Source organism: Salinisphaera sp. S4-8, assembly GCF_040361235.1.
Taxonomy (GTDB): domain Bacteria; phylum Pseudomonadota; class Gammaproteobacteria; order Nevskiales; family Salinisphaeraceae; genus Salinisphaera.
The window spans coordinates 307,954-333,773 of sequence record NZ_APNF01000005.1; the positions used below are offsets into that span (position 1 = coordinate 307,954).

General features: G+C 63.5%; 22 protein-coding genes. 3 read left to right on the plus strand and 19 right to left on the minus strand.

Annotated elements, in window-relative coordinates; translation table 11 throughout:
- The first annotated feature begins 89 nt into the window (after nt 1–89).
- Nucleotides 90–833: a class I SAM-dependent methyltransferase gene (locus S4A8_RS10010; RefSeq protein ID WP_353220030.1), complete on the plus strand. Its 744-nt coding sequence runs from the start codon at nt 90–92 to the stop codon at nt 831–833.
- On the opposite strand, the gene S4A8_RS10015 is transcribed toward S4A8_RS10010, so the two are convergent.
- The 18 genes from S4A8_RS10015 to S4A8_RS10100 form a co-directional block, all read right to left on the minus strand.
- A complete protein-coding gene (locus tag S4A8_RS10015; protein ID WP_353220031.1) occupies nt 825–1,358 on the minus strand; it encodes a gamma carbonic anhydrase family protein in 534 nt (177 codons plus the stop codon). The genes S4A8_RS10010 and S4A8_RS10015 overlap by 9 nt on opposite strands.
- A 50-nt stretch (nt 1,359–1,408) precedes the next feature.
- A complete protein-coding gene (gene tsaB, locus S4A8_RS10020) occupies nt 1,409–2,092 on the minus strand; it encodes a tRNA (adenosine(37)-N6)-threonylcarbamoyltransferase complex dimerization subunit type 1 TsaB (protein ID WP_353220032.1) in 684 nt (227 codons plus the stop codon).
- Nucleotides 2,089–3,996, minus strand: a complete 1,908-nt coding sequence (gene yoaA, locus S4A8_RS10025) for a DNA repair helicase YoaA (protein ID WP_353220033.1) — start codon at nt 3,994–3,996, stop codon at nt 2,089–2,091. Before yoaA ends, tsaB begins: the two co-directional genes overlap by 4 nt.
- Nucleotides 3,993–4,535 carry a tetratricopeptide repeat protein gene (locus tag S4A8_RS10030; RefSeq protein ID WP_353178572.1) on the minus strand — a complete coding sequence of 181 codons (543 nt, stop codon included), beginning with the start codon at nt 4,533–4,535 and terminating at the stop codon, nt 3,993–3,995. Before S4A8_RS10030 ends, yoaA begins: the two co-directional genes overlap by 4 nt.
- 90 nt (nt 4,536–4,625) lie before the next feature.
- Nucleotides 4,626–7,049, minus strand: coding sequence for a penicillin-binding protein 1B (gene mrcB, locus S4A8_RS10035; protein WP_353220034.1), 2,424 nt, complete (start codon nt 7,047–7,049; stop codon nt 4,626–4,628).
- Between the two features lie 99 nt (nt 7,050–7,148).
- Nucleotides 7,149–7,886 (minus strand): phosphate signaling complex protein PhoU, encoded by a 738-nt coding sequence (gene phoU / locus S4A8_RS10040; protein ID WP_353178568.1) that lies wholly within the window; start codon nt 7,884–7,886, stop codon nt 7,149–7,151.
- Nucleotides 7,887–7,912: 26 nt separating this feature from the next.
- On the minus strand, nt 7,913–8,746 hold the full coding sequence (gene pstB, locus S4A8_RS10045) for a phosphate ABC transporter ATP-binding protein PstB (protein ID WP_502950724.1): 834 nt from the start codon (nt 8,744–8,746) through the stop codon (nt 7,913–7,915).
- Between the two features lie 60 nt (nt 8,747–8,806).
- Nucleotides 8,807–9,976 (minus strand): phosphate ABC transporter permease PstA, encoded by a 1,170-nt coding sequence (pstA, locus tag S4A8_RS10050; RefSeq protein ID WP_353220035.1) that lies wholly within the window; start codon nt 9,974–9,976, stop codon nt 8,807–8,809.
- Between the two features lie 20 nt (nt 9,977–9,996).
- Nucleotides 9,997–11,226, minus strand: coding sequence for a phosphate ABC transporter permease subunit PstC (gene pstC / locus S4A8_RS10055; RefSeq protein WP_353220036.1), 1,230 nt, complete (start codon nt 11,224–11,226; stop codon nt 9,997–9,999).
- Between the two features lie 107 nt (nt 11,227–11,333).
- The gene (locus tag S4A8_RS10060) at nt 11,334–12,359 is read right to left on the minus strand and encodes a PstS family phosphate ABC transporter substrate-binding protein (RefSeq protein WP_353220037.1); all 1,026 of its coding nucleotides are present in this window, start codon (nt 12,357–12,359) and stop codon (nt 11,334–11,336) included.
- A gap of 130 nt (nt 12,360–12,489) precedes the next feature.
- Nucleotides 12,490–14,151: a choice-of-anchor I family protein gene (locus S4A8_RS10065; RefSeq protein WP_353220038.1), complete on the minus strand. Its 1,662-nt coding sequence runs from the start codon at nt 14,149–14,151 to the stop codon at nt 12,490–12,492.
- An 86-nt stretch (nt 14,152–14,237) separates the two neighbouring features.
- Nucleotides 14,238–15,446 (minus strand): porin, encoded by a 1,209-nt coding sequence (locus S4A8_RS10070; protein WP_353220039.1) that lies wholly within the window; start codon nt 15,444–15,446, stop codon nt 14,238–14,240.
- 263 nt (nt 15,447–15,709) lie between these two features.
- Nucleotides 15,710–17,038, minus strand: coding sequence for a phosphate regulon sensor histidine kinase PhoR (gene phoR / locus S4A8_RS10075; RefSeq protein ID WP_353178558.1), 1,329 nt, complete (start codon nt 17,036–17,038; stop codon nt 15,710–15,712).
- A 30-nt stretch (nt 17,039–17,068) separates the two neighbouring features.
- Entirely contained in the window at nt 17,069–17,764 is a 696-nt protein-coding gene (gene phoB, locus S4A8_RS10080) for a phosphate regulon transcriptional regulator PhoB (protein ID WP_353178677.1), read from the minus strand.
- A gap of 93 nt (nt 17,765–17,857) precedes the next feature.
- A complete protein-coding gene (gene pepN / locus S4A8_RS10085; RefSeq protein WP_353220040.1) occupies nt 17,858–20,476 on the minus strand; it encodes an aminopeptidase N in 2,619 nt (872 codons plus the stop codon).
- A 90-nt stretch (nt 20,477–20,566) separates the two neighbouring features.
- Nucleotides 20,567–21,688: a beta-ketoacyl-ACP synthase III gene (locus S4A8_RS10090; protein ID WP_353220041.1), complete on the minus strand. Its 1,122-nt coding sequence runs from the start codon at nt 21,686–21,688 to the stop codon at nt 20,567–20,569.
- Nucleotides 21,689–21,945: 257 nt separating this feature from the next.
- A complete protein-coding gene (locus S4A8_RS10095) occupies nt 21,946–23,370 on the minus strand; it encodes an alpha/beta hydrolase family protein (protein WP_353220042.1) in 1,425 nt (474 codons plus the stop codon).
- A 19-nt stretch (nt 23,371–23,389) separates the two neighbouring features.
- The gene (locus tag S4A8_RS10100; RefSeq protein WP_353220043.1) at nt 23,390–23,629 is read right to left on the minus strand and encodes a hypothetical protein; all 240 of its coding nucleotides are present in this window, start codon (nt 23,627–23,629) and stop codon (nt 23,390–23,392) included.
- A 151-nt stretch (nt 23,630–23,780) separates the two neighbouring features.
- Between S4A8_RS10100 and S4A8_RS10105 the strand changes: the two genes are divergently transcribed.
- Nucleotides 23,781–24,299: a YqiA/YcfP family alpha/beta fold hydrolase gene (locus S4A8_RS10105; protein ID WP_353220044.1), complete on the plus strand. Its 519-nt coding sequence runs from the start codon at nt 23,781–23,783 to the stop codon at nt 24,297–24,299.
- Here the strand turns inward: S4A8_RS10105 and S4A8_RS10110 are convergent.
- Nucleotides 24,250–25,332 carry a quinone-dependent dihydroorotate dehydrogenase gene (locus S4A8_RS10110; protein WP_353220045.1) on the minus strand — a complete coding sequence of 361 codons (1,083 nt, stop codon included), beginning with the start codon at nt 25,330–25,332 and terminating at the stop codon, nt 24,250–24,252. The two genes, S4A8_RS10105 and S4A8_RS10110, sit on opposite strands and share 50 nt — an antisense overlap.
- 249 nt (nt 25,333–25,581) lie before the next feature.
- On the opposite strand from S4A8_RS10110, the gene S4A8_RS10115 reads away from it, so the two are divergent.
- Nucleotides 25,582–25,725 (plus strand): hypothetical protein, encoded by a 144-nt coding sequence (locus tag S4A8_RS10115; protein WP_353220046.1) that lies wholly within the window; start codon nt 25,582–25,584, stop codon nt 25,723–25,725.
- Nucleotides 25,726–25,820: the final 95 nt, after the last annotated feature.

Below are 25,820 nucleotides of genomic sequence, written 5' to 3' on the forward strand. Positions count from 1 at the left end.
GCGAACAAAGGCGTCACTATAAAACACCCGGCCAATCGGCGGCCAAACCCGGGCCGCGAAAGCGCCGGCCGGCGCCTTGTTCATGAATCATGATCCACACCACCCTGCCGCCCCTGATCGTCGAACCCGGCTGTACGGCAGGCGCAAGCGAGGCCGTGCGTGGCTTTGTCATGCGCGACGCCCCGCCCGAGGCTGGTTTTTATCTATGCCAGCAGCCCGACGGGCTCACCCTCTACCATGCGCAGGCGCCTGCGACCGATCGCGGCCTGCGTATCGATCTGCTCGATGCGAGCGTGGACAAACGCGCCGCGGGTGGGCGCCGCTCGCCGCTGGCCGGCGCGCTCGGGTTGCGCCGGCATCCGGGTGCGCACGTGCTCGATACCACCTGCGGGCTCGGCCGCGATAGCGCCACGCTGGCCGCGCTGGGCTGTCAGGTCGTTGCTATCGAGCGCCATCCCGTGTTGTTCGCGCTCGTGGCGGATGCGCGCGAACGCGCACGACTGGCCGCCCCGGCATGGCTGGCCAACTGGCCCTCGTTGATTCATGCCGACGCGCGCGCCTGGCTAACCGTGGCCGACGCGGCGCCATTCGATGTGATCTATATCGACCCCATGTTCGATACACCGCGTCGCAAGGCCCGGCCCCAGAAAGCCCTGGCCTGGATGCACGAATTGATCGGCACCGATGGCGACGCAGCCGAGTTGCTGGCCAGCGCGCGCACGCGCGCCACGCGCCAGGTGGTGGTCAAGCAGCATGCACGGGCCGCGCCGCTGGCCAAACCGGATCGCCAGGTCGAAGGCAAGGCGATCCGCTTCGATATCTATCTAAGCTGACGACACCGGTACCAGACCGGCCAGAAAGCGCTTGTAGTTTTCGACATAGTGGGCGGCGCCGCGCTTGAGCTTCTTGGCGTCGTCCTCGCTGAGCTCGCGTTTCACCCGCCCGGGCACGCCGATCACCATGCTGTTGTCCGGGATCTCCTTGCCTTCGGGCACCAGCGCGCCCGCGCCGATCAGACAGTTGCGTCCGATCTTCGCGCCGTTGAGCACGGTCGCCTTGATCCCGATCAGGCTGTTATCGCCAATCGTACAACCGTGCAGCATGGCCTGATGGCCCACCGTGCAGTCCGCGCCCACCGTCAAGGGAAAACCGGGGTCGGTATGCAGCACACAGCCATCCTGGATGTTGCTGCCGCGGCCGATGGTGATCAGTTCCTGGTCGCCGCGCAGCACGGCGTTGAACCAGATACTGGCATCGACTTCGAGCGTCACGTTGCCCAGCACCGTGGCATTCTCGGCCACGAAGAACTGGCCCTCGCCCGGCGTTTGCGGGCTGATGTCGTCCAATCGATACAGCATGTCTTCCTCCGTTTTGTGTTTTCGCCCGGCCTGGCGCGGCCGGTGCGATCTCAGCGCGCCCCGCTCGGCTTGCGGGTCACATCGTCGCGCACGTAGACCGGCAGAGCCCGGGCCGCGGCTACGCCGTCGCCGCGTGCCAACACCGGCCAGGCAAGACGGGCGATATCCAGCGCGTGCGGCCATTGCTCGAGGGCAACTAGCGTATCGGCCGCCACGCCACGCGCGCTGGCGACCACGCCCCAGCCGTTGCCGGCCCGTACCCAGGCGTCATCGGTGTCCAGCGCTTCGGGCCGTATCACCCGTTCCTCTTCAATCACAATCGGCGCGGCCGTCTCGCCGCGCTGGTAATCCGCAGTATAGATCTCGCCCATGCGGGCATCCTGAACTACGCGCACGTGCCGGATTTTTTCGTCGTGATGAAAACAACGCGCGGCGAGTGCGGCGAGTGTCGAAACCGGCACCACCGGCCGATCCACCCCGGCCGCCAGGCCTTGCACGAGCCCGGCGGCGATCCGCAGGCCGGTGAACGCACCCGGCCCCCGCCCGAAGGCAAAGCCATCGAGATCGGCGAGTGCGAGTTCGGCGCGTTCCAGCAGTTCGTGGGCGAGCGGCAACAAACGGCGCGCGTGCGCCTGGGGCGCGATCTCGAAATGTTCGATCTCGTAGTCGCGCTCGCTGTCGACGACCGCCACGGATAACGCCTCGGTCGAGGCATCGAGTGCAAGCAGCTTCATGCGGGCGCCAGGCTGTCGAGGAATTCGCAGGCCACCGCCTGATCGCGGGTGATCGGCATGGGCGGCAGGCTGGCACGAATGGCACCCCCGTAGCGGGCCGTGAACAAACGGGGGTCGCAGATCGCGAGCACGCCCTGGTCGGCCGCATCGCGAATGAGTCGTCCGACGCCCTGTTTGAGCGTGATGATCGCCTGCGGCAGCTGATAATCCATGAATGGATTCTCACCGGCCTCCTTCATCGCGGTAAAGCGTGCGGCCAGTACCGGGTCGGCCGGCGAGGCAAACGGCAGCCGGTCGATAATCACCAGTCGCAGCGCCTGCCCGCGTACGTCCACGCCTTCCCAGAAGCTGCTGGTGGCCACGAGTACGGCATTGTCGTCGTTACGAAAATCGGCCAGTAGCGTGGTGCGCGGCGCACTGCCCTGCATGAGCACCTCGATACCGGCCGCGGCCAGGGCCTCGCCGTAACGGGCGACCGCGCGATAACTGGTACACAGCAAAAACGTACCGCCGCCCGAGGCTTCGATGAGCGCCAGCGCCTGCGAAACCACGGCGTCGTCGAAATCGGGCGTGTTCGGCGCCGGCATCGACTGCGGCGCGTAGAGCATGGCATTGCGCTGGTAATCGAACGGGCTCGGCAAGACCTGCTGGGCGACATCGGCCAGCCCGAGCCGGCGACAGAAATAGTTCAGGTCGTTTTTGACCGCGAGCGTGGCCGAGGTGAATATCCAGGCGCCCGGATAGGCTTCGATTGCGCGCGAAAACGGCGTGGCCACATCCAGCGGCGTGCTGTGCCAGATCCAGGCGTTGCCGCGTTTTTCCAGCCAGCTGATACGGTCGGCATCGCTGGCGCTGACCATGGTCAAGGCGGTTTCCAGTTCGCCACAGCGCCGCGAGAGCGCTTTCATGCGATCGCTACGGCTGGCGACCGGTTCCACGCCGGTCTTGAGCGCGACCAGCGCCGCCGCGAGATCGTCGCGCGCAGCCCGGCGTATATCGGTGGCCAGTTCTTCCCAGCTGCGATTGCCGGGCGCATCACCCAGCGCATCGGCAAAGCGGCGCTCGGCATTGCCGACATCCTTGAGCTTGGCCTTGAGGCCCGGCATATCGCCACCCAGCGTATCCAGCTCGGCCAGGCCATCGCGCACCAGATCCTTGAGCTGGCGTGCGGACAAGGCCTGGCCGAAAAAACGTCCGGCGATATCGGGCAGGCGATGGGCCTCGTCGAGCACGATGGCATCGGCGCCGGGCAGCACCTCGCCAAACCCGGACTCCCGCAGGGTCAGATCGGCGAACAGCAGATAGTGGTTGACGATCACCAGATCGGCGGCCTGAGCCTCGCGGCGTGCATGCACGACCCAGCATTGATCGAACAACGGGCATTCCTGGCCCAGGCAATTATCCGTGGTCGAGGTGATACGTGGCCATAACGCGTCGCCATCGCCCAGGTCGCCGAATTCGCCCAGATCGCCGGTGGTCGTGCGCGCCGCCCATTCGCGTACCGCGCGGATCTTGGGCGCGAGATAAAGATCGCCGCTGGCCTCGGTCAGATTGAGCCGGTGCAGGCACAGATAGTTCGCCCGCCCCTTGAGCACGGTGGCATGTACCTCGCGGCCCAGCACGGTCTGGGCCAGCGGCACGTCCTTGTCGTCGAGCTGGCTTTGCAGATAGCGCGTGGCCGTGGAGACGATGATCTTGCGCTGCGAGGCCAGCGCCGGCAGCAGATAGGCCAGGGTCTTGCCCGTGCCGGTACCGGCCTCGACGACGAGGCGTTCGCCCGCGTCGATCGCACGGGCGACAGCACTCGCCATCTCGGCCTGCCCCGCCCGGGCAGCATAACCCGGCAGCGCGCGGGCGAGCGCCTGGTCATCGGCAAAAAGCGCGGCGCCGGCCGCTGCACTCATCGCATGAGCTGCTGGCTGGCGGTGCGATAGTTGCTGGCCCGCTGAATGGCTTCGTCCGCGCCGCTACGATCGCCGTCGGCACGGCGCGCTTCGGCGATCAGACGCCAGTTGTCGGCGCGTACGAAGGGATTGTCGCCGGCCACGCTATTGGACTTGCGCGCCATCGCCTCGGCCTGAGCGCCCTGACCCTGGGCGAGCTTGACCGCGGCCAGGCGCTGATAGACGAAGGGATTGCGCGGCTCCAGATCGAGCGCGCGCTCGAGCGTGGCCGCAGCCATGTCCATATTGCCGTTGCGTGCGAGCGTATCGGCACGCCCGAGTAGCGACAGGACCGCGGGACTGCTGGCCTCCTGGGCCGAACGCGGCGGCATGACCTGCGGCTTGGCCGGCGCGACCGGCTCGCGCTCCGGTCCGGACGGGCGTTGCGGCGTGGGCGTGCTCGGCCCGGCCGGGCCCTGCGGCGGCGGAAAGCTCGTGCGCTGGGTGGTGGCACAGCCGGCCAATACCACGGCCAGCGCCAGTACTGCGATTCGTTGCATGCGTCGAAAACCTCTCGTCAGATACGCGCGCGGCCGCCGCCGGTTGCCGGGGCTGCGGCGTTATACCGGCCGCGCCACGCGCTAACGGCATCAGCCGAACAGCCGCTGCAGCCAGTTGCCCTCTTTCTTCTGCTCGTCCGGTTCGCTTGGCTGCTGCCGGCGATAGCGATTTTCACGCATGATATCGCTATCGCAATCGGAAAGCCCGTCCGGCACATAGCCGCGTATGAACGGCACCGGCGTGGTACCGCTGCAGCCACCGTAGTCGTTGCCGGCACTACGGTCGGCATCGAAGCGCAGGCGCAGCGGCACTTCCACCACGTCTTCGGGCGGCACGTTCATCAGGCCGCGCGGGTCGATATCGGCCATGATACCGGCCCACAGCTGCAGCGCGCCGGTCGCACCGGTCAGCTGGGCGGGCTTGTTGTCATCGCGCCCGACCCACACCACAGCCAGACGATTGGCGGCAAAGCCGGCAAACCAGCTGTCGCGCAGATCGTCTGTCGTACCGGTCTTGCCGGCCACATTCAGCGAGCGATTGAGGGTGTTGTACATCGATGCGCCGGTGCCGTGGCGCGCCACTCGCTGGAGTATCCAGTTGGTCAGATAGACCGGCGCCTCGTCGACCGCCCGACGAATCTTGAGCGGGTAGCGCGACAAGGGCTCGCCTTCGCGCGTGGTCACATCACGAATCGCCAGCAATGGCGTGTAATAACCCCCAGCCGCGAGCGTGTTGTAGATCTGGGCGACCTGCATGGGCGCCATATCCACCGCACCCAGCGACAGCGACGGTACCGACAACGGATCGCCGTTGTAACCCAGTTCCTTGAGTGTGTCGATCACCTTGGGAATGCCGACATCCAGAGCCAGACGCGCGGTGGCCAGGTTGTAGCTGTGGGTCAGCGCATAGTGCAGCGGCACTTCGCTGCCATGCGTGCGCTTGGAGTAATTCTGCGGCCGCCAGGTGTCGCCGTTGGCCAGCTTCACCGACAACGCGCTGTCATCCAGCGGCGTGATCACGTTGTATCTGGACGGTTCGGCGAGCGCGGTAAGATAGACCACCGGCTTGATCAGCGAGCCGATCGGCCGGCGTGCATCGAGCGCACGATTGAAGCCGGCGAAACCGGCATTACGCCCGCCCACCAGGGCCAGCACGCGCCCGCCCTCGACGCTGGTCACCACGGCCGAGGCCTGCAGGCTGTCGCGGTCGATACCGCGGGCGGCTTCCACCTTGTCGAGCCCGTCGGCGACGCGTTTCTCGGCAGCGGCCTGTACGGCCGGGTCGAGCGTGGTGAAGATGCGCAGGCCTTCTTCGGTGAGATCTTCGTCCTTGTACTGGCCCAGCAGCTGGCGTCGTACCAGGTCGATGAAGGCCGGATACTGGCTGGTACTGCGTACCGAACGTGCGGTCACGCCCAGATCGGCTTTCTTGGCTTCGCGCCAGGCATCGTCTTCCAGAAAACCGGCATTGTGGAACATGTCCAGTACCAGATTACGACGCCGCTCGGCGCGTTCCGGATTGCGGCGCGGGTCGTAATAGCTCGGGCCCTTGACCATGGCCACGAGCAAGGCGATTTCCTGGGGCTGGAGTTCTTCCAGCGGTTTCTGAAAATAGAAATAGCTGGCCAGGCCAAAGCCATGAATGGCGCGGCTGCCGTCCTGGCCCAGATAGACCTCGTTGAGATAGGCCTCGAGGATTTCCGGTTTGGAGTAATGCGCATCGAGCAGGATCGCCATCAGCGCTTCCTTGGCCTTGCGCACCAGCGTCTGCTGATTGTTGAGATAGAAATTCTTGACCAGCTGCTGGGTAATGGTCGAGCCGCCCTGCACCACACCGCCCGCGCGTACGTTGGCGATCGCCGCACGCAAGATCGACTTGGGCGATACGCCCCAGTGGTGCATGAAATCACGGTCTTCGACCGTAATCAGCCCGGCCGGCAACATCGGCGGCACCTCGCCCAGCTTGACCAGAATGCGATCCTCGCCCTGTTTGGGGTAGATACTGCCGATCATCAGCGGGTCGAGCCGGATCAGGGCGAGATCACCCTGCTTGTCGAGCGCGCTCAACGAACTCACGCCGGTGGCATCGAAGTTCAGCCGGATTTCGCGCGCGTCTTGCTTGCCGTCCCAGAAGTGAAAGGCACGGGTATGAATATCCAGTCGACTACCGCTGCTGCGATAGGTACCCGAACGGGCCAGCTCCCCACTGGCGCGATAGCCCTGGCGTTGCAGACGCGACACGATCTCGCCACGCGACAGATCCAGCCCGGCATAGAGCTCGAGCGGGCTGGCATACACCTTGGCCGGCAGCGTCCAGCGCGTGCCCTCGAACTGGGCCCGTACCGCGCTGTCGAGATAGACCATATAGCCGGCGAGTACGGCCGCGCCGATACAGGCCAGCAGAAACACATACGGCAGTAAACGCCGAAAGAAACCGCGCCGGGGCTTGGTACGCGCGCTGCTGCGCGTACGGCGTTTGGGGGTGGGTTTGGAGGGTCGCTTTTTCTGGGCCAATTCCGCTATCCGCGCCAATCAGGGACGCCGATAGTATCAAAGCCCGGCGCGGCTTTTGTGCGCCGCACCGGGGTTTTGCAGTCGCGGCCGGCGCCGGGCTCAGCCACCACGCCGGCGGGCGGCCCCTTCGTTGATTTCCTTTTCCATCGCCTCGAGGCCGATATGGCGCACATCCTTGCCCTCGACGAAGTACACCACGTACTCGCCGATGTTGGTGGAGTGATCGCCGATACGCTCGAGCGCCTTGACCGCCCAGAGCACATCGAGCATGTGCCGGATGGTGCGCGGGTCTTCCATCATGTAAGTGATGCACTGGCGCACCACGCCTTCGTATTCGCGGTCGACATCTTCGTCCTGCTGGGCGACCCGCAAGGCCGCTTCGGAATCGAGCCGGGCAAAGGCATCGAGGGCGTCGCGTAGCATCTCGCGCACATGCCGGCCCAGGGTCTCGATCTGACGAAACGCACTCTTGGGCCGATCGTAGCTGGCCAGATGGGTGGCCATACGACCGATCTTCTCGGCTTCATCGCCGATGCGCTCGAGATCGGTAATGGTCTTGGCGATGGCGATGATCAGGCGCAAATCGCCCGCCTGGGGCGCGCGCCGCGCGAGTATCCGGGTGCATTCCTCGTCGATCTCGACTTCCATGCGGTTGACTTCGGTATCGCCCTGAACGACATCCTCGCCCAGTGTGCCCTCGCCCGAAATCAGGGCGCGCACGGCGTCGGCAATCTGCTGCTCGACCAGCCCGCCCATCGAGAGGACGAGTTCACGCACATCCTCGAGATCGGCATCGAATTGTTTCGAGGTGTGTTTTTCCAGCCCGACCTTATCCATAGCGTTCTCCTGACCGTACGCCGCGTTCAGCCGTAGCGGCCGGTGATGTAGTCCTCGGTCTTCTTCTCGCGCGGATGCGTGAACAGCGAGTCGGTATCGGCGTATTCAACGATATTGCCCAGATGGAAGAACGCCGTATAGCCCGCCACACGTGCTGCCTGTTGCAGGTTATGGGTGACGATGACGATGGTGTAGTTCTCCTTGAGCTCGTCGATGAGCTGTTCGACCGTGGCCGTGGCAACCGGGTCGAGCGCCGAACAGGGTTCGTCCATAAGCAGAACCGACGGGCTGACCGCGATCGCACGCGCAATACACAGGCGCTGTTGCTGACCACCCGACAACGACAGTCCCGGCATGTCGAGACGGTCCTTGACCTCTTCCCACAGGCCGGCGCGCTTGAGCGAATGCTCGACCAGATCCTCCATATCGGTGCGCTTGCGCACCTGGCCGAGGATCTTCGGCGCATAGGCGATGTTGTCGTAGATGCTCTTCGGGAACGGATTGGGCTTTTGAAAGACCATGCCGATATGCGAACGCAGTTCCACCACATCGACTTCCGGTGCGTAGATGTTCTGGTTCTCGAACTCGACCTCGCCCTCGATGCGTACGTCCGGGATCAGGTCGTTCATGCGGTTCAAGCAGCGCAGAAACGTCGACTTGCCGCAGCCGGAGGGCCCGATCAATGCGGTGACCTCGTTTTCGGCCACTTCCATCGACACGCCGTGCAACGCCTGTTTTTCGCCGTACCAGACGGCCAGGTCGTTGATCTTCATTTTTGTCTTCTGCTTCACCTGCGGGCGCTCCGTGGTCGGCACTTGCACCACCTGGGTACTGTCGCCGGTCAAATCTCGTGTACGCATCCTAAGTCTCCGCCCGATAAAATGGAAAATGTTTCAACCCGTTAGATCGACGCGCGCCGACTACCAGCGGCGCTCGAAGCGATTACGCAGAATCACCGCACTCGCATTGAGCGTAATCAGAAGCGACAACAGCACCAGAATGCCGGCCGCGGTCAGGCTCACATAGGCCCCTTCCGGCATGCCCGACCAGGTATAGATCTGCGCGGGCAACACGGTGGCGGCCTCGGTCATGCTCGTTGGCGCATCCGGGATATAGGCGATCATGCCGATCAGCAGCAGCGGCGCGGTTTCGCCCATCGCCTGCGCGATGCCAATGATCGTGCCGGTGAGAATGCCCGGCAGCGATAGCGGCAGCACGTGATCGCGTATGGCCTGCCAGCGCGACGCGCCCACCGCCTGCGCGCCCTGACGGATATTCTGTGGCACCGCCTTGAGCGCGGCACGGGTACTGATGATGATCACCGGCAGCGTCATCAGCGACAAGGTCAGACCACCGGCCAGGGCCGACGAGCGCGGCACGCCGAAGAAGTTGATGAAGATCGCCAGACCCAGCAGACCGAACAGAATCGAGGGCACCGCCGCGAGATTGTTGATATTGATCTCGATGGCCTGGGTGAAGCGATTGTCCGGGGCAAACTCTTCCAGATAGATCGCGGTGGCCACGCCAATGGGAAAGCTCACGATGAGCACGACGAGCATCACATAGAACGAGCCCACAAACGCCGACCACAGACCGGCATTGGACGGGATCTTGGAATCACCCGAGAAGAACAGCCCGGAGTTGAAGCCGTAGGCCACACGGCCCTCGGATTCGAGCCGTTCCAGCGTCGACTTCAGATCGGGATCGAGCCGATCGCTATAGCCTTTGCGAAACTGATCCACGTGCGCGGTCGCGGTCAGCCAGCGCGTCTGGGTGGTCCCCATCAACGACGGATCGGCGTCCACCTGCCGCGGAATGCTGCGAAAGAACGCCCGCGAAACCAGCGGCGCGATCTCTTCGGGCACGGACTCGTTGGTGAACTTGACCGTATCCTCGTTGTAGGTGACCTCGGCCTTGATTTCGGTCTGTACGAAGGCCGAATACCCTTGGCGGATCATGTCCGAGAAAAACAACACGAGAAACGCCATCGCCAGCACCAGCGCGCCGATGCAATAGGCCTTGAAGCGTTTCTCTGCCCGATACCGTTTCTTGAGCTGACGCGACGGCGTCAGCGTAATGCCTTGACTCATAATCGAATGCCCTTGCAGCGCTATTCGTAGGACTGGCGGAACTTGCGAATGATGATGATCGAAACCAGATTCAGCGTGAGGGTGACCACGAACAGCACCAGACCAAGCGCGAAGGCGGCCAGGGTTTCCGGGCTGTCGAAGGCCTGATCACCGGTGAGCGCATCGACGATACGCACGGTCACGGTGGTCATGTCCTCGAGCGGGTTCCAGGTCAGGTTCGGTCGCAGACCGGCGGCCATGACCACGATCATGGTTTCGCCCAGGGCCCGCGAGATACCCAGCAGCGAGGCCGCCATGATCCCGGGAAACGCCGCCGGCAGAATGATCTGCTTGATCGTTTCCGACTTGGTTGCGCCCAGCGCATAGGCGCCTTCACGCAGGCTGTTGGGGATGGAATTGATCACGTCGTCGGACAACGACGAAATAAAGGGAATGATCATGATGCCCATGACCAGCCCCGGCGCGAGCGCGTTGGTATAGGAGGCGTGCAAACCGAAGAAATTGGCTACCTCCACCACCAGCGGGCTGACCGTGATCGCGGCGAAAAAGCCATACACCACGGTCGGGATGCCGGCCAGGATTTCCAGCAGCGGCTTGGCCAGCGTACGCACCCGGTAGCTGGCGTATTCGGACATGTAGATCGCCGCCAGCAGGCCGACCGGAATCGCCACCGACATGGCGATCAGAGTGATCATGAACGTGCCGGCGAACAGCGGCACCGAACCGAATTGCGAGTTGGCAGCTTCCTGGCCCGGGCGGAATGTGGCCACGGGCGACCAGTTGGTACCGGTCACGAAATCCCAGACGCTGACCTGACTGAAGAACTTCAGCGCCTCGAACAGAATCGAAATGATGATGCCGAACGTGGTGAGAATCGACACCAGCGACGCCGCGAACAGCGTCCAGTAGACGAATTTTTCGATCGCGTTGCGGGCGCGCAGCGAGGGTTCGACCTTGCGCAGCGCCAACGCCAGACCAATGGCGGCGCCAAACAGCGCGAACGACAACACGAACGGCGCCGACGGTACGCGTACGCCCAGCAATGCGGCGCCGGCGGCAACCACACCGATGGCCAACGCAGGCAGCGCCATCCAGGTCGCCACATACACGCCGTACTGCGCCGGCAGCGAATGCATGCGGCTGCCGGCGGCATCCGACAACAGCGCCTTGCGCCGACCGAGGGCAAACGCCACTGCGGCCATGGGCACGAGACCGCCAAAGAAGATGAGCAGGATCTGGCTGGTTTCCAAAACGCGTTTCCTAGGCTGAAATGCGAATGCGGCGGGTCGCCATCATAATCAAGATGGCGCCAGCGCGCCGCCAAGCGGCGGCGGCCGGCGCCGGTACGGTCGAGCTGTTAGCCCTTGAGATCCGATGCCTTGAGCTTGGCACGGGATTCCCATTCGCTACGCTCTTTCTTCAGACGATCTTCCGGCAGCGGAATCAGGCCGAGGTTCTTGAGATAGCCACGGTCGCTGACCATCTGGTCGGACAGGAACAGGTCGACATAGTCTTCCATGCCCTTGACCTTATCCAGGTGCGCGTTCTTGGTGTAGAAGAACAGCGAACGCGACACCGGGTATTCGCCCGACGAGATCAGATCACGCTCGGGCTCGACGCCGTCGATCTTGGCGCCCTGGATCTTGTCGCGGTTTTCTTCCAGATAGGAGAAACCGAAAATGCCGAAGGCGTCCTTGTTCTGGGCCAGCTTCTGCACGATCAGGTTGTCGTTCTCGCCGGAGGGCACGTATTTGCCGTCCTGACGGATCGTCGTGTAGGCCTCGTCATAGCCGTCGATGTTTTCGGAGCCGTGCTCCATAACCAGCTCTTCGAAGGCGTCACGCGTGCCCGAGGAGGTCGGCGGGCCGTAGATCAGGATTTCACGATCCGGCAGCGACGAATCGATATCGCTCCACTTGTTGTACGGGTTGTCGACCAGCTTGCCGTCTTTCGGCACCTTGGCAGCGACCGCCAGCGTGATCTGCTCGCGGGTCAGATCGATTGCGTCGTCCGACTTGCTCTGTGCGAACACGATGCCGTCAAAGCCGACCACGTTTTCGGTGATGTCCTTGACACCGTTTTTCTGGCACATCTCTAATTCGGACGGCTTCATGCGGCGCGAGGCGTTGGTGATGTCCGGCGTATCGTCACCGACACCGGCACAGAACAGCTTCATGCCACCACCGGAACCGGTGGATTCGACGACCGGCGTACGGATGTCGGTGGTCGCGCCCAGCTCCTCGGCGACGTACGACGAGAACGGATACACCGTGGACGAACCCACGATACGAATCTGTTCGGCGGCCTGCGCGGTACCGACCGCAGCGAGCAGGCCCGCGGCGATGCCCGCCACGCCCAGCGTGTGTTGCAAACGAAGTTTCATCAATGTCTCCCGGATGAAAATGTCAGGCCAGCCCTTCTGACCTGCGGTGAGTGTGGGAGCCGACTTTGAACAGGGTATTGCCGATTGATGACAGATTTGTGACATCCGCGGCCAAACCCTGTCATGGCGGCTATTTCAGGTCGAGTCGATAGAGGGTGGTCGAGCCGCTGACCTCGTTGCCGACCGCCAACAGCGGCACCCCGGGTACCGGACTTTGCTCGGCATCGATGAACACGATGCTTTCCGGGCCCAGATCACCAGCCATCAACGCGCCGTTTTCGGTGTCCATATCGACGCTGACATCGCGCGCGTTGGTATAGCTGACATATTCGGGGGCATCGACATCGGTGATGTCGTAGACGAAGAAACCGCCCATGCGCTCCAGACCAATGAACGCATAACGCCGACCGTCGATCACGCCGTAGGCGATGGCTTCGGGTTCCGGCCCCTTGTTGTCCGAGCGCGAATCGCCGTCGTTTTCGTTATTGTCATTGTTGAACTCGTCACCGTAACGCTCGCCGGTAATACGCTCGAAGTCATCGCCGGAGTCGTAGACCAGTTCGGCGGTATCCGCGCGTCGGATCGAAAACGAGCGCGCGCCAAAGGCGTAGAGCGCGTCGTAGATCGGCTCACCCTCGCCATCGGTTTCGCCAGTACGGCCCAGGGTCGTCGTGACCTTGAGATCGCCCAGCTGGGCGTCTTCCTGCAGCGCAGCCGCGTTCGCAAAGGCGTCGGGGTCCAGCGACAGATCCTTCACGTCGGCCTCTTCGCTGAAGCCGTCATAATCGCGCGAGTCGCCCTCGTTGGCGGTCAGCAGGTAGGTGGTGCCGCCGTCCTCGAAGGCTGCGATCGTATCCGGCTGATACATGCCCATGACCGGCACGGTGCGGATGTTCAGGCCATCCTCGTTGCTCGGGTCGATACCCTGCCCGGCCACGCTGTGGTCCTTGTAGCCCAGCGGTAATACATCGGTGATCTGCATCGCTGCCAGATCGATTACCGCGATGGCGTTGTTTTCCTGCAGGCTGGCATAGGCATGCTGACCGTCGGCCGCCACGGCGATATATTCGGGCTCGAAATCCTGTGCGGCGGTCGCGTTCGGGCCGAAAATACGCACGCCCTTCGCGCGCAGCGCATCGGCCTGGTCGTTGAACACCTCGAAACCCAGGGTCGTTACGGTCGGCGCATTGAAGCCGCCTGTTACATCGACCACGCTGATCGAGCCTTCCGGGTCGTTTTCGTAGTCGTCGTCGGGTTCGCCCTCATTGGCCACCAGTACGCGGCTGCCATCGGGAGTGAAGGTGACCATATCCGGCAACGCCCCGACCGTGGCCTCGCCGAGCTTTTCCAGCCCGGTGCCGGAGTAGAACACCACCTTGCCGGGCGCCTGCGTATCGTCGGCTTCGATGGCCACGGCCACCGTGCCCTCGTATACCGCCACGCTATTGGCCGAGTCGCCTTCAGCGGTGGCATCGATCTGGCCCATGCGCATGAGGCTGCCGCTGCTGTCGATGGCCAGCACGTCGACCGTTTTCGCGTTCGAGTTGACCACGTACAGACGTTGGCTCGTCGCATCGTAGGTCACGATCTCGGCGGCGCCTTCGTCGAATATATCGTCGAGGAACGACTCGCCGGCGCTGGCCTGCACCTGATAGCGCCCCACCTGGGTTACCGAGAGTGTCGTTGCCGGGTCGTCCTGGGTGGTTTCGACCGACGAATTATCGTCACCGGTACAACCGCTCAGCCCGGCGACGGCGAGCCCCGCGGCGAGGCATATCGTTAAATGTTTCATGTCTATCTTTCGCAAAAAAAAGACCCCGGACGAGCCGGGGTCATAATCAAAGGGAGCAATCCGCTTCTTGTTTTTCAGGGGAGTTGTTACAGAACCTGCTGGAACTGCAGGAACAGCGTGTTCTGATCGCCACCGATGTTCGACGGTGCCTGGACCTGGCCGTTGGCATCGTTGGTGTAGAGCACGTCCCGACCGATTTCATAGGTCAGCTGGATCTTGGCGTCGTGCTTGTTGAAGAAGTAGTTCAGACCGGTCGAGTAACGCTTGTCCATGTCGTCGTACTTCTCGCCGCCGGCATAGAAGCCGTCGTCCGGGTCGAGCGCGGAGAAACCGGCCACGAATTCCAGCTTGCTCGGCACGATCATGTAGCCGGCCTTGACCAGATAGGTCGAGAACTTGGCATCGCCATTCTCGTCGACCAGACCTGTAGAGGTCGCCGCGCCATCGATGGTATCGGCATCGAAGTACTGCACCGCCGCATCCGCCGAGAAATAGCCCGAACGGAAGCCCGCGTCCACGCCGTAACCGTTGACGGTGTCGTACTGGTTCTGGATATCGCTGTCGCTGATGTCGTCGTCGTTGTTCCAGCTGAAGGCGTTCAGGCCCATGCCGAACTTGGTCTCTTCACCGAAGGCGCCCTGGGCCATCTTGAATTTACCCAGCGGGGTGAAATCGACGCGACCAGCGACCATGTTGCCGAAGTACTCGGCATCGGAACTCACGCGCGACTCAAAGTCGACCTTGGAGAAGCTGGGGTCGATACCGGCCTGGTAGATGCCCAGCGAGCCCTGAACCATGTCGTTGTCGTCGAGGTTGTAGGTCACGCCCATCTGACGATCCGGCACACCGTAGTTGTGATCGCCCACGACCGTGCGCTCGACGAATTGCTGGCGCTTGGAGGAGGTCAGCAGTTCACGCGAAAACGGCACGTTCGCGTTACCCACCGTGATGTTGCCCATCGGCAGGCCGGAATAATTGATGAAGGCGTCCTTGACTTCCGGATCGTCCGAGGTGTCGCCGAAATCCACTTGCCAGATGCCGTAGATGTTCTCGGTCAGCGTGCCTTCGATATAGAAGCGCATACGACGCAGAAAGAAGTCGTCGCCCGAATCGCTGCCCTCGGCGTCGCCATTGTCACCGTCGACCAGACGGTACTGCGGTTGCAGACGGCCGCCGATCTCCAGCGACTTGTTGCCTTCTTCGTAAAGGGTGATGCCAGCCGAAGCGAGCATGGGCATGGCGGTCACGGCCGCGCCGGCGAGCACGCCCATGGCGCGCAGTTGAAAACGGTTCATCAGTAGGTCTCCCTGGATTGTGTCTCGGCTTGTGCAGCCGCGGGAGAAACTACCTAAGGCGTATGACAGCCAGATAACGACTTTGTGACGGTCCAGTGACAACGCCGCACGCATGCAAACGCGCCGCCGGGCCGCCACGTAAGCACGCCGCGGCCCGGCCGTGCCGGCCGCCCTGGCGATCGTCGATTAAAGGCAGAAACGGCCACCGGGACGTCGCATCGGTCAGACCGGTTCGACGCCGGTCGAAGCGCTCGATGACGGACTCAGGCCGCCTGACGGTCGAGCGCACGCTGGGCCGGGAAACGACAGGTAAAAGTCGAACCGTGGCCGGGTTCGCTGTCGATATTCAGTTCGGCCTCGTGATGCTCGAGACAGTGCTTGACGATGGCCAGGCCCAGACCGGTGCCGCCCGTGCTCGCCTGTCGCCCGGCATCGACCCGATAGAAACGCTCGGTCAGGCGTGGCAGGTGCTGGGGTTCGATACCGGGGCCATTGTCGGTGACCGAAAAACAGGCAGCGTCCTCTTCGCGCCACCAGCGCACGGTGATCTTGCCTTCGTCGCCGGTGGTATAGCGCACCGCGTTGGACAACAGATTGGAAAACACGCTTTCCAGTTCGCCCGGTCGCCCGTAGAGCCCCAGCCCCGGCTCGATATCCATGACGATTTCGTGCGTTGTGGCATTCGCACGCCGGATATCGTCGACCAGCGACTGCAGCATGGCGGGGATATCGATACGTTCCTGGCGTTGTTGCAAACCTTCGCTTTCCAGGCGCGCGAGCTTGAGCAGGCTTTCGATGATGCGATTCATGCGCCGCGACTGCTCGCCCATCTCCCGGATCGGTGCCTGCCAGCCCTTGAGCGGGCCGTCGCTGGCGGCTTCCTCTTCCATCATCTCCAGATAGCCGCGCAGCACCGTAAGCGGCGTGCGCAGTTCGTGCGAGGCATTGGCCACGAAGTCGCGCCGGGTATGCTCGAGACGCTTCTGTTCGCTGATATCGCGGGCAATCAGCAGGCGTTGATTGTTGCCGTAGGGAATCAGGCGCAACAGTAATGTGTCCGCTTCGTTGACGGGCGACGGTACTTCCAGTTCGCCCACCCCTTCGGCTTTGATCAGATGACTGGACACCCGCGGGTGGCGCAACAGATTGGCCAGACGCTGCCCCAGATCCTGCGGACTGCGCAGTGCCATGAGCGCGCCCGCGGCTTCATTGAACCAGACGATACGCCCCTGCGAATCGAGCACCACGGCCCCATCCGGCAGCGCCGCGGTCGAGGCCTGGAATTCGTGGACGATGCTCTTGAGCCGTTTCTTGCGTTTGCGATTACGCTGCTTGAGCCGATACAGCTCGGTATAGATTTCCTGCCAGACACCGATGCCGTCGGATGGCTCGATGCGGTCCGAGGCCAGCCATCGATGCAACTGGTAGGCATAGGCCAGGTGCATGCCCAGATAGGCGCACACACCCAGCAACACGGCCACGAGCACATAGCCGGTAAACAGCCCGAGCAATACGCACAGAGCGAGCCACGCCCCGATGAGCAACAGTTCGCGCCGCCATACGCGCGCCACACCAAGCGTGGGCATACTCATGAGTCCGCCGGCCACGCCATGGACGCGGCCCTACACACCCTTGCTGGAAAAACGATAGCCGCTGCCGCGTACCGTCTGAATGAAATGGTCGAAGCCATACGGCGCCAACGCCTTGCGCAGACGCCGGATATGGACATCCACAGTGCGCTCTTCGACGAACACATTCTGTCCCCAGACACGATCGAGCATCTGCTCGCGCGAGTACACGCGCTCCGGGTTGCTCATGAAAAACCGCAGCAGCCGGTATTCCGTGGGCCCCAGCTTGACCGGCGAATCGCCAGCGGCGACCCGCTGGCTGGCCGCATCGAGCACCAGCCCGTCGAGTTCGAGGGTTTCGTCCTCGCCGCCCGGCAAACTGCGACGCAGCACCGCGCGCACGCGCGCAACCAGTTCGGAGGACGAAAACGGTTTGGTGATGTAGTCGTCCGCGCCGAGATTGAGCCCGCGTACGCGGTCGTCGGCATCCACACGCGCGGTGACCATGATCACCGGTAACTGGGCGGTGAGTTCGTCGCGGCGCAGCTCGCGCGCGAATTCCGCCCCCGACACGCCGGGCAACATCCAGTCGAGCAACACCAGATCCGGGCGCCGCTCGGCCATCGCCAGACGCGCACTCTGGGCATCCTCGGCTTCACTGACGGCAAAATCCGCCCGTTCGAGGGCGAATCGGATCATGTCGCGAATCGGCGCTTCGTCCTCGACGATCAGAACATGCTTGTGCTGCATTACGTGGGGTCTCATGGGGACTATGACGCCGTAACGCTAGGCACTCGATATTACAGCAACATGACAGTTATTTGGCAGCGGGCACCCGCGGCCTCAGTCCGTGCTATCGCGGCGCTCGAGCCCGACGGTCACGATTTCGCGCGTATTGTCGGATAGTTGCGCGGCCGCGATACGCTCGAGCGCGCTGCGCATGCCGTCGGCCTGGGCCGGCACATGGCGTGCCCAGTCGGTGAGCATGGACGCCAGGGCCGCCGCCAACTGCGGATTGAGCGGATCCAGACGCAGGATTTCGTCGGCGACCAGGCGATAACCTTCGCCATCGGCGCGATGAAACCCCACCCGATTGGCGCGCACGAACCCACCCAGCAGCGCACGGATACGGTTGGGGTTGGTGAAGTCGAAACGGCTATCGCCGAGCAGTTCGCGCACGTGCTCGACGCTGTCGTCGCGGCGCGTGCTGGCCTGCAGGCGCAGCCACTTGTCCATGACCAGCGGGTAATCGGCCCAGCGCTCGGCGAAATCGGCGAGCACCCGTTCGCGTTCGGGCACATCCATATCGCGCAGCGCGTCGAGTGCCGCCATGCGGTCGGTCATGTTGTCGGCGCATTCGTAAACGCTGGCCGCGCGTGCGGCGATGCCGTCGGCCTCGATCGCTGCCAGATAGTCGAGTGCGAGCGCGAACACGCGTCGCCGCCCCGCCTCGGCCACATCGAATACGTAGGCTTGCCTGGGCGCATGGGCATCGGAGAGTGCCGCGAAGCGGGCATCAAAACGGCGCGCGATCGCCTGTTTGAGCGCGCGCCGCGCGGCATCGACGGCGAAGATATCGATCGTATCGAACTGTTCGCCGAGCATGGCTTCGCTGGGCAGCGTGAGCATTTCCGCGAGCAGTTCGCGATCGTCCGGCGGGTTGTCGAGCAACGTGGCGATTGCATCGAACAACAGCTCGGGCGCCGCGACCGGCGCGCTGCCCGCGCGTCGCGCCTCGACATCGGCGATCAGTGTTTTCAGGTACAACGCCTGGGCCGCGTCCCAGCGACACACGGGGTCACTGTCGTGGGCCATCAGCCGGGCCAGCGCGGTATCGCTTTGTTCGTACTCCAGGCGTACGGGTGCCGTGAAGCCGCGCAGCGCGGATACCGTGGGTTCGGCCTCGAAGCCATCGTACGTCCAGTGTTGTTCGGCCTGGGTCAGACGCAACACCTGCGGCGCGCCCACCGGCGCACCGTTGGCATCGAACAGTGCGATCTCCACCGGGATGTCGAACAGGGGTTTGTCGGCCTGGCCGGGCGTGGCCGGGGTGTGCTGCGACAGCGTCAGCTGAAGGCGTCCATCCGCGAATTCGGTGGCCACCCGCACACGCGGCGTGCCGGCCTGGGCATACCAGTGCCGGAACTGGGCCAGGTCCAGGCCGGTCGATTCTTCCATCGCGATGACGAACTCCTCGATGGTCACGGCCTGGCCGTCGTGCTTGTCCAGATAGTGGCGCACGGCCGCGATGAAGGCCTCGCGCCCGGCCATCTGGGCGATCATGCGGATCACCTCGCCGCCTTTTTCATAGACGGTGATGGTGTAGAAATTGTTCATTTCCACATAGGATTCCGGGCGCACCGGATGCGCACGCGGGCTGGCGTCCTCGGGGAACTGGATTTCGCGCATGGCGCGCACCTGGCGAATCCGGGTCACGCCGGGCGAACCCTGATCGATGGCGAACTGATGCTCGCGATAGACGGTCAGCCCTTCCTTCAACGACAGCTGGAACCAATCGCGACAGGTCACGCGGTTGCCGGTGTAGTTGTGGAAGTACTCGTGGGCGACCACATCGCGCACCAGCGCAAAATCGCTATCCGTGGCGGTATCGGCCCGGGCGAAGATACAGGCCGTATTGAATACGTTCAGGCCCTTGTTCTCCATCGCGCCCATGTTGAAGCTGCCCACGGCGACCGTGACATAGCTGTCGAGATCGTATTCCAGGCCGTAGGTGTCTTCATCCCAGGCCATGGCCTGCTTGAGCGAGGCCATGGCGTGGTGGCACTGATCCTCGTTGCCATGCTCGGTGTAGAGCCGAAGATCGACCGTACGTCCGGAGGCCGTGGTATAGGTATCGCGGATCATGCCCAGATTGCCGGCGACCATGGCGAACAGATAACAGGGTTTCGGGAACGGGTCCTCGAACACCGCATAGTGGTGGCCGCAGGGCATCGGCCCGGATTCCACGCAATTGCCGTTGGCCAGCAACACCGGAAACGCCTCGGGCCAGGCCACGATACGCGTGGTGTAGCGCGCCATCACGTCGGGGCGGTCCGGGAAATAGGTGATCCGCGAAAAGCCGTTGGCCTCGCACTGGGTACACAGAATATCGCCGGAGCGGTACAGCCCTTCCAGCGAAAGATTGTTTTCGGGGTGGATCGTGTTCTCGATCAGCAGTTCGAACTGATCGGGCGGATCGAAGATCGTGAGCGTCGTGTCGTCTACACGGTATTGCGAGGCGTGCAGCTCACGACCGTCGATCGCGAGCTGTTCGAGCGCCATATCCCGGCCATCGAGCACCAGCGGCCCGGTCGCACTCGCCTGCGGGTTGCGCCGCAGCTGGTGGGTCGCCCGTACGTGGGTATGGTCCGCCTCCAGGCCGAACGCGATATCGACATGGTCGATCAGATAGCCCGGCGGCTGGTAGTCGGCGCGATACTTGCGCTGTGTCTGGCCCGTCATAACAGCCTGTCCAATCGAATTGTTGGTCCGGTAAAAGACAGCAGACGTGGTCCGCTGTCTTCAACGCTCACGCGCGCGGCGTGCGATGTCTCAACGCTTGCGTGTCACCACGCTACCCGCCGAATAACCCGCACCGAAGCCGCACAACACGCCCACGTCGCCGGCGACCATATCGTCCGAGAACTTGTGGAACACGATGACCGGCGAGGCCGAACTGGTGTTGCCGTATTCGGCCAGCACCGACGGCATTTCCGCTTCCGTGGCATCCCGGCCGAGCACGCGTTTGCAGATGAGCGTGTTCATGTTGATGTTGGCCTGATGCAGCCACAGCCGCTTGATATCGGCGGCCTCGAGTTCCAGCTCGTCGACATGCTCGCCGATCATCTGCGCGACCATCGGCGCCACGTCCTTGAACACGCGCCGGCCGTTCTGCACGAACAACCGATCTGCATCCGAACGCGCCGTTTCCTCGGTGCGATTGAGAAAGCCGAAGTTGTTACGGATGTTGTTGGAGAACTCGGTCTTGAGCTTGGTGCCGAGCACGTCGAAGCCCTGCCCGTCGGCCACATCGTCGCCGTGCTCGATGAGCGCGGCGGTGCACACATCGCCGAAGATGAAGTGACTGTCGCGATCGCGAAAATTCAGATGCGCGGAACAGATTTCCGGGTTGACCATCAGCACCGTGCGCGCACTGCCGGACTTGATCATGTCGGCCGCGGTCTGGATACCGAACGCCGCCGACGCGCAGGCCACGTTGATATCGAAACCAAAGCGCCCGCCGCCGAGATATTTCTGCACCTCGACCGCCAGCGCCGGGTACGGCCGCGGCAGATTGGAACAGGCCACGATCACCGCGTCGATATCCTCGGCGCGCTTGCCGGCCTTTTCGAGGCAGGGTTCGATCGCGGCCATGGCCATCTCGCATTGTAGCGAGGGCTCGTCGTTACCGCGGGTGCGAATCCACGGATGCATGACCTCGGGGTCGATGATGCCGCTCTTTTCCACCACGTAGCGACTCTTGATGCCGGACGCCTTGTAGATGAAATCCGCATTCGACGGCGACAGCGCCTCCAGTTCACCGTTTTCGATCGCGCGCGCGTTATCGCGGTTGTAGTTCTCGACGTAGGCGTTGAAGGCGGTGACCAGTTCCTCGTTGGAAACCGACTCCGGCGGCGTGTAGAGCCCGGAGGCCGAGATAACGACGTTGTTCACCTGTATTCCCCTTCCATGACCGACAAAACAAGCAGTGCGCGGCATTCTCGCGCGCGAGCGCGCCTGTCACAACCGTGTCTTGTCGCGCGCAGTGGCTCAAGACAGCGAAAGATCGCTTACTCCGCACGCACGCTGGCATCGTGTACAGACATCATCCGGCACTGAAATCCCCGGTTGCGTATGGCAAGCAGGCGCGCGCCGACCTCGCTCAGAGCCAGCGCTGGGTTTGCCTCACACACGATCGGCGCATGAATCGATCAGCGCTTGCCCGGGTTCACGATCAGCTCGTGTTGCGCCAGCGCATCTTCGACAAACGGCAGCAGTTCGGCCTCGCGGCGAACCGACAGGTGCGAGCCGTGATACCAGTGCATCGCCGGCTCGTCCCAGTGATGCCACAAGCGCAGTGGCTGATCCGGATCGACCAGACGATCGGCGGTCGCGGCAAAGATATAGCGCCGTTCTCGGGGCACAACGGGGGCCAGATGCAACGGCGACACCGGGGCCATCAACTCGCTCAGACGAGGCTGGGACAGCCCCTGGGCTTCGAGATAGCGTAGATGCAGGGTCGGCATATGCGCCCACAGCGCGGCGGGAATATCGGTGAGCGGAATACCTGCGATCACACAGGCCAGATCGGCTTCGAAAGCTGCCAGCAAAGCGGCATGGTAACCGCCCAGGCTATAACCCAGCGCGCCGATCGACTGGCCCGGCTGCTGGGTTTGGATCCAGGCCTTGAGCCGGCGCAGATCCCAGAGCCCCTGGGCCTGGGCATGCACCAGATCGGCCATCGGCCCGTCCAGAAAATGCCCGCCCGTCACCCGCGCGATCCGGCGCGCACCGTGCAACGGCAGAATCGGCATCGCCACATTCATGCCAAACTTCAAATGCAGCCGTTTGGCCCGAAACAACGATAGATCGAGCGCGTCGACGCCCATGCGATAGCCATGGATACAAATCAGCCACGGCCGCGGCGCGCCTTCGTGACGAAAGATACGTGCAGCCATGCGCTGGTTGGGCCGGTGCGCCTGCCAGCGCGCCGCGCCGGGCAAGGCTGGATCGGCCTCGAAATCGCTATCGAAATTCAGCCACTGGAAACGAAAGCCCTGCGCGCTGGCCGGTACCAGGCGAAAATCGCGCGGCGCGCCCGGCGCTCGGTGCCAGTCTTTGCCGCCGTTGTGCCAATAGCCCTGCTCCGCGAGCGTGCTGAGCGCCCGCAGCTCGTTGCAATCGCGTTTGACCACCTCGCCGCGCGGAATACGCGCGCCGGCGACAAACACGCCCAGCAGCGCATCATCGGTCGCGACCTTGCGACATACCGCCAGCGACAGGGGCGGTTCGGGAACCGCCAGCGGCCGTGCCGCCTCACGGGTGGCAACCCAACCGGCCGCCAGAAAACAAGCGATCGCGCCCACGATCAGCCCGCCACCCACGAAAAGCCCAAGCCAGGGCCATAGCAGTACGGCGAGCAAGCCGCTCGCAATCGCGCTCACCGCCAGATACTGGGTGATCTGACGATCGCCCGGCCATAAGGCGATAGCGGTGGCACAGCCAAGCAGTGGCACACCGGCACAGGTGGCCAGTATCGCGACAACCAGCCCATGGGCCCACCCGAAGGCCAGCCAACCCAGCCCGACAGCGAGCGGAATGAGCGCGGCCGCCTGCCAGCGCGGCTGTGCGCGCATGCGCCACGCCTGGGTCATCTCAACGCTGGGCCAGCGCAAAAACGATCACGCCGGTGAGCGCCGCGAGCAGCACGCCCTGGCCCAGCCACAGCGCGGGATGGCGTTTTTGTACCAACCAGGTGGAAATGCCCGCCGCGGCGGTGAAGCCTGCCGTGACCAGCGTGATCTGCACGACCTGATCGAAACCGCCACCGGCATCGGCCACCAGCTGTGGGTACGGCCACATCATCAGACAGACCACGGCATAGAGCAGCGTCATCAGCGCGCCGATACCCAGTGCCACCCAGTTGATGAAAGACAGGAGTTTCAGTGTCGGTCCCCGGCATCGAAAAGTCAGTCAGCGCACGATGAGACCGTGCACCGTGGCATAGTACGCGCGCGCGCCAATCAACGTCCACGCAAGAGTTGTCATGACCGAACCCCGCGTTGTCTTCGCCCACGGCAAGGAAAGCGGCCCCTGGGGCAGCAAGATCCAGCATCTGGCCACTATCGCCCAGGCACGCGGCTTCGCCGTGGAAAGCCTCGACTATAGCGCCCTCATGGACCCGCTCGCACGCGTACGCCGTCTGATCGAACACGCACCGAGCGGCCAGCCACTGGTACTGGTCGGCTCCAGCATGGGCGGCTATGTCTCGGCGATGGCCTGCGAAGCACTCGCGCCCAACGCGCTGTTGCTCATGGCGCCGGCGCTCTATCTCGACGCCTATCCGGGCGACCCGGCGCACTGCCCGGCCGATACCATCGTCGTGCACGGCTGGGACGACGATATCGTGCCGCTGGCATCCGGCTACAACTTCGCCCGGGCGCGCCGTGCGGCGTTGCATGTCGTGGCCGACGGCCATCGTCTGGCCGAATCCATCGACTTCATCGGCGAAGTCTTCAACGCCCAGCTGAAACGCGCGCTCGGTCGCGTGTCACCACATTCTTGAGCGTGCGTGCGCGCTGGCCGGCCTGGACCAGCGCGGCCGCACGGGCACAGTCGGCAATCAGACGCGGCCCCTGATAAATGAGTCCGGTATAGCACTGCAGCGCGGTGGCGCCGGCTTCGAGTTTGTCGCGCGCATCGCGTGCGCTCTGGATGCCGCCCACACCGATAATCGGTATCGCCGAGCCCAGCCGTTCATGCAAGGCAGCGATCATGGCGGTCGAACGCGCACGTAGCGGCACGCCGCTCAAACCGCCGGCCTCGTTCGTCCAGCGCAGATCCACGCCGTCACGGGCGATGGTGGTATTGGTCGCGATCACCCCGTCGATGCGGTGATAGAGCAACCGCTCGGCGATGGCATCGAGCTGCGCGGCATCGAGATCCGGAGCGATCTTGACCGCCAGCGGCACATAGCGGCCATCGGCTTCGGCGCGGTGATCGCGCGCCTCGCGTACCGCGGCCAGTAGCCCGTCCAGGCTGTCGCGGGACTGCATGTCCCGCAGCCCTTTGGTATTCGGCGACGAGATATTGATCGTGATGTAGTCGGCGATCGCGTACACGCCGTCGAGCGCTTTCAGATAATCGTCAACCGCGCGTTCGGCCGGCGTCGTCGCATTCTTGCCGATATTGATTCCCAGCGCGGTCGTGCCGCGCCGCCGCTTCGCGCGTTCGACCAGCGCCGCCACGCCGTCATTGTTGAAGCCCATGCGATTGAGCAGCGCCCGCTGTGCCGGCAGACGAAACAGGCGCGGCCGGGCGTTGCCGGCCTGCGGCTCGGGCGTGACCGTACCCACTTCGACGAAACCGAATCCGAGCGCGGCCAGACCGTCGATACAACGACCGTCCTTGTCCAGGCCCGCGGCCAGGCCGATCGGGTTGGGTAATTGCAGGCCCATGAGATCGACCGGCACATGCGCGACCTTGCGTCCATACACCCGACGCGCGATCGCGGCGCTATGCGCCAGCGTACGCAGGGTCACGTCGTGGGCGGTTTCCGGTTCGAGCGCGAACAACGCACTACGAGCGAAGGCGTACATGAACGCTCCTGCCAATCCAGCGGTAAGAAAGCCTCAATGGCGCGCATTGTGACGGCGATCACGCCCGTGCGCGAGTTCGGTCTCGGTTTGCCGCGCCACGCCGACGCCCAAGGCAACACGCAAGGTGAATGACGCGCACTGCGCCATAGATTCCTCGAGGTCGCTGGTGCTTACACAATATTGATCATGCGTACGCCGGTTCGCTTCATTAATTTCGAACACACCCGTAAATCAGCCGGATGTTCGTTGATGAAAAGCGTGAACCATTGCCCGCATTGCGGCACCTACAGCTGCTTTCGTATTCGTCGCAACCAGGTACAGCGGTTATTCAACCGCCCGCAACGCTGGCAGTGCGAATCCTGCGAACGCATCAAGCGCGTGCGCGCCTATTGAGTGATCCGACGCCCTGAATACCTGTCGAGCGTGCTCGAGGCCACGCGTATTTCTCGGACCGCGACCAACGAACGCCAACCCTCGGGGCAAAGCGC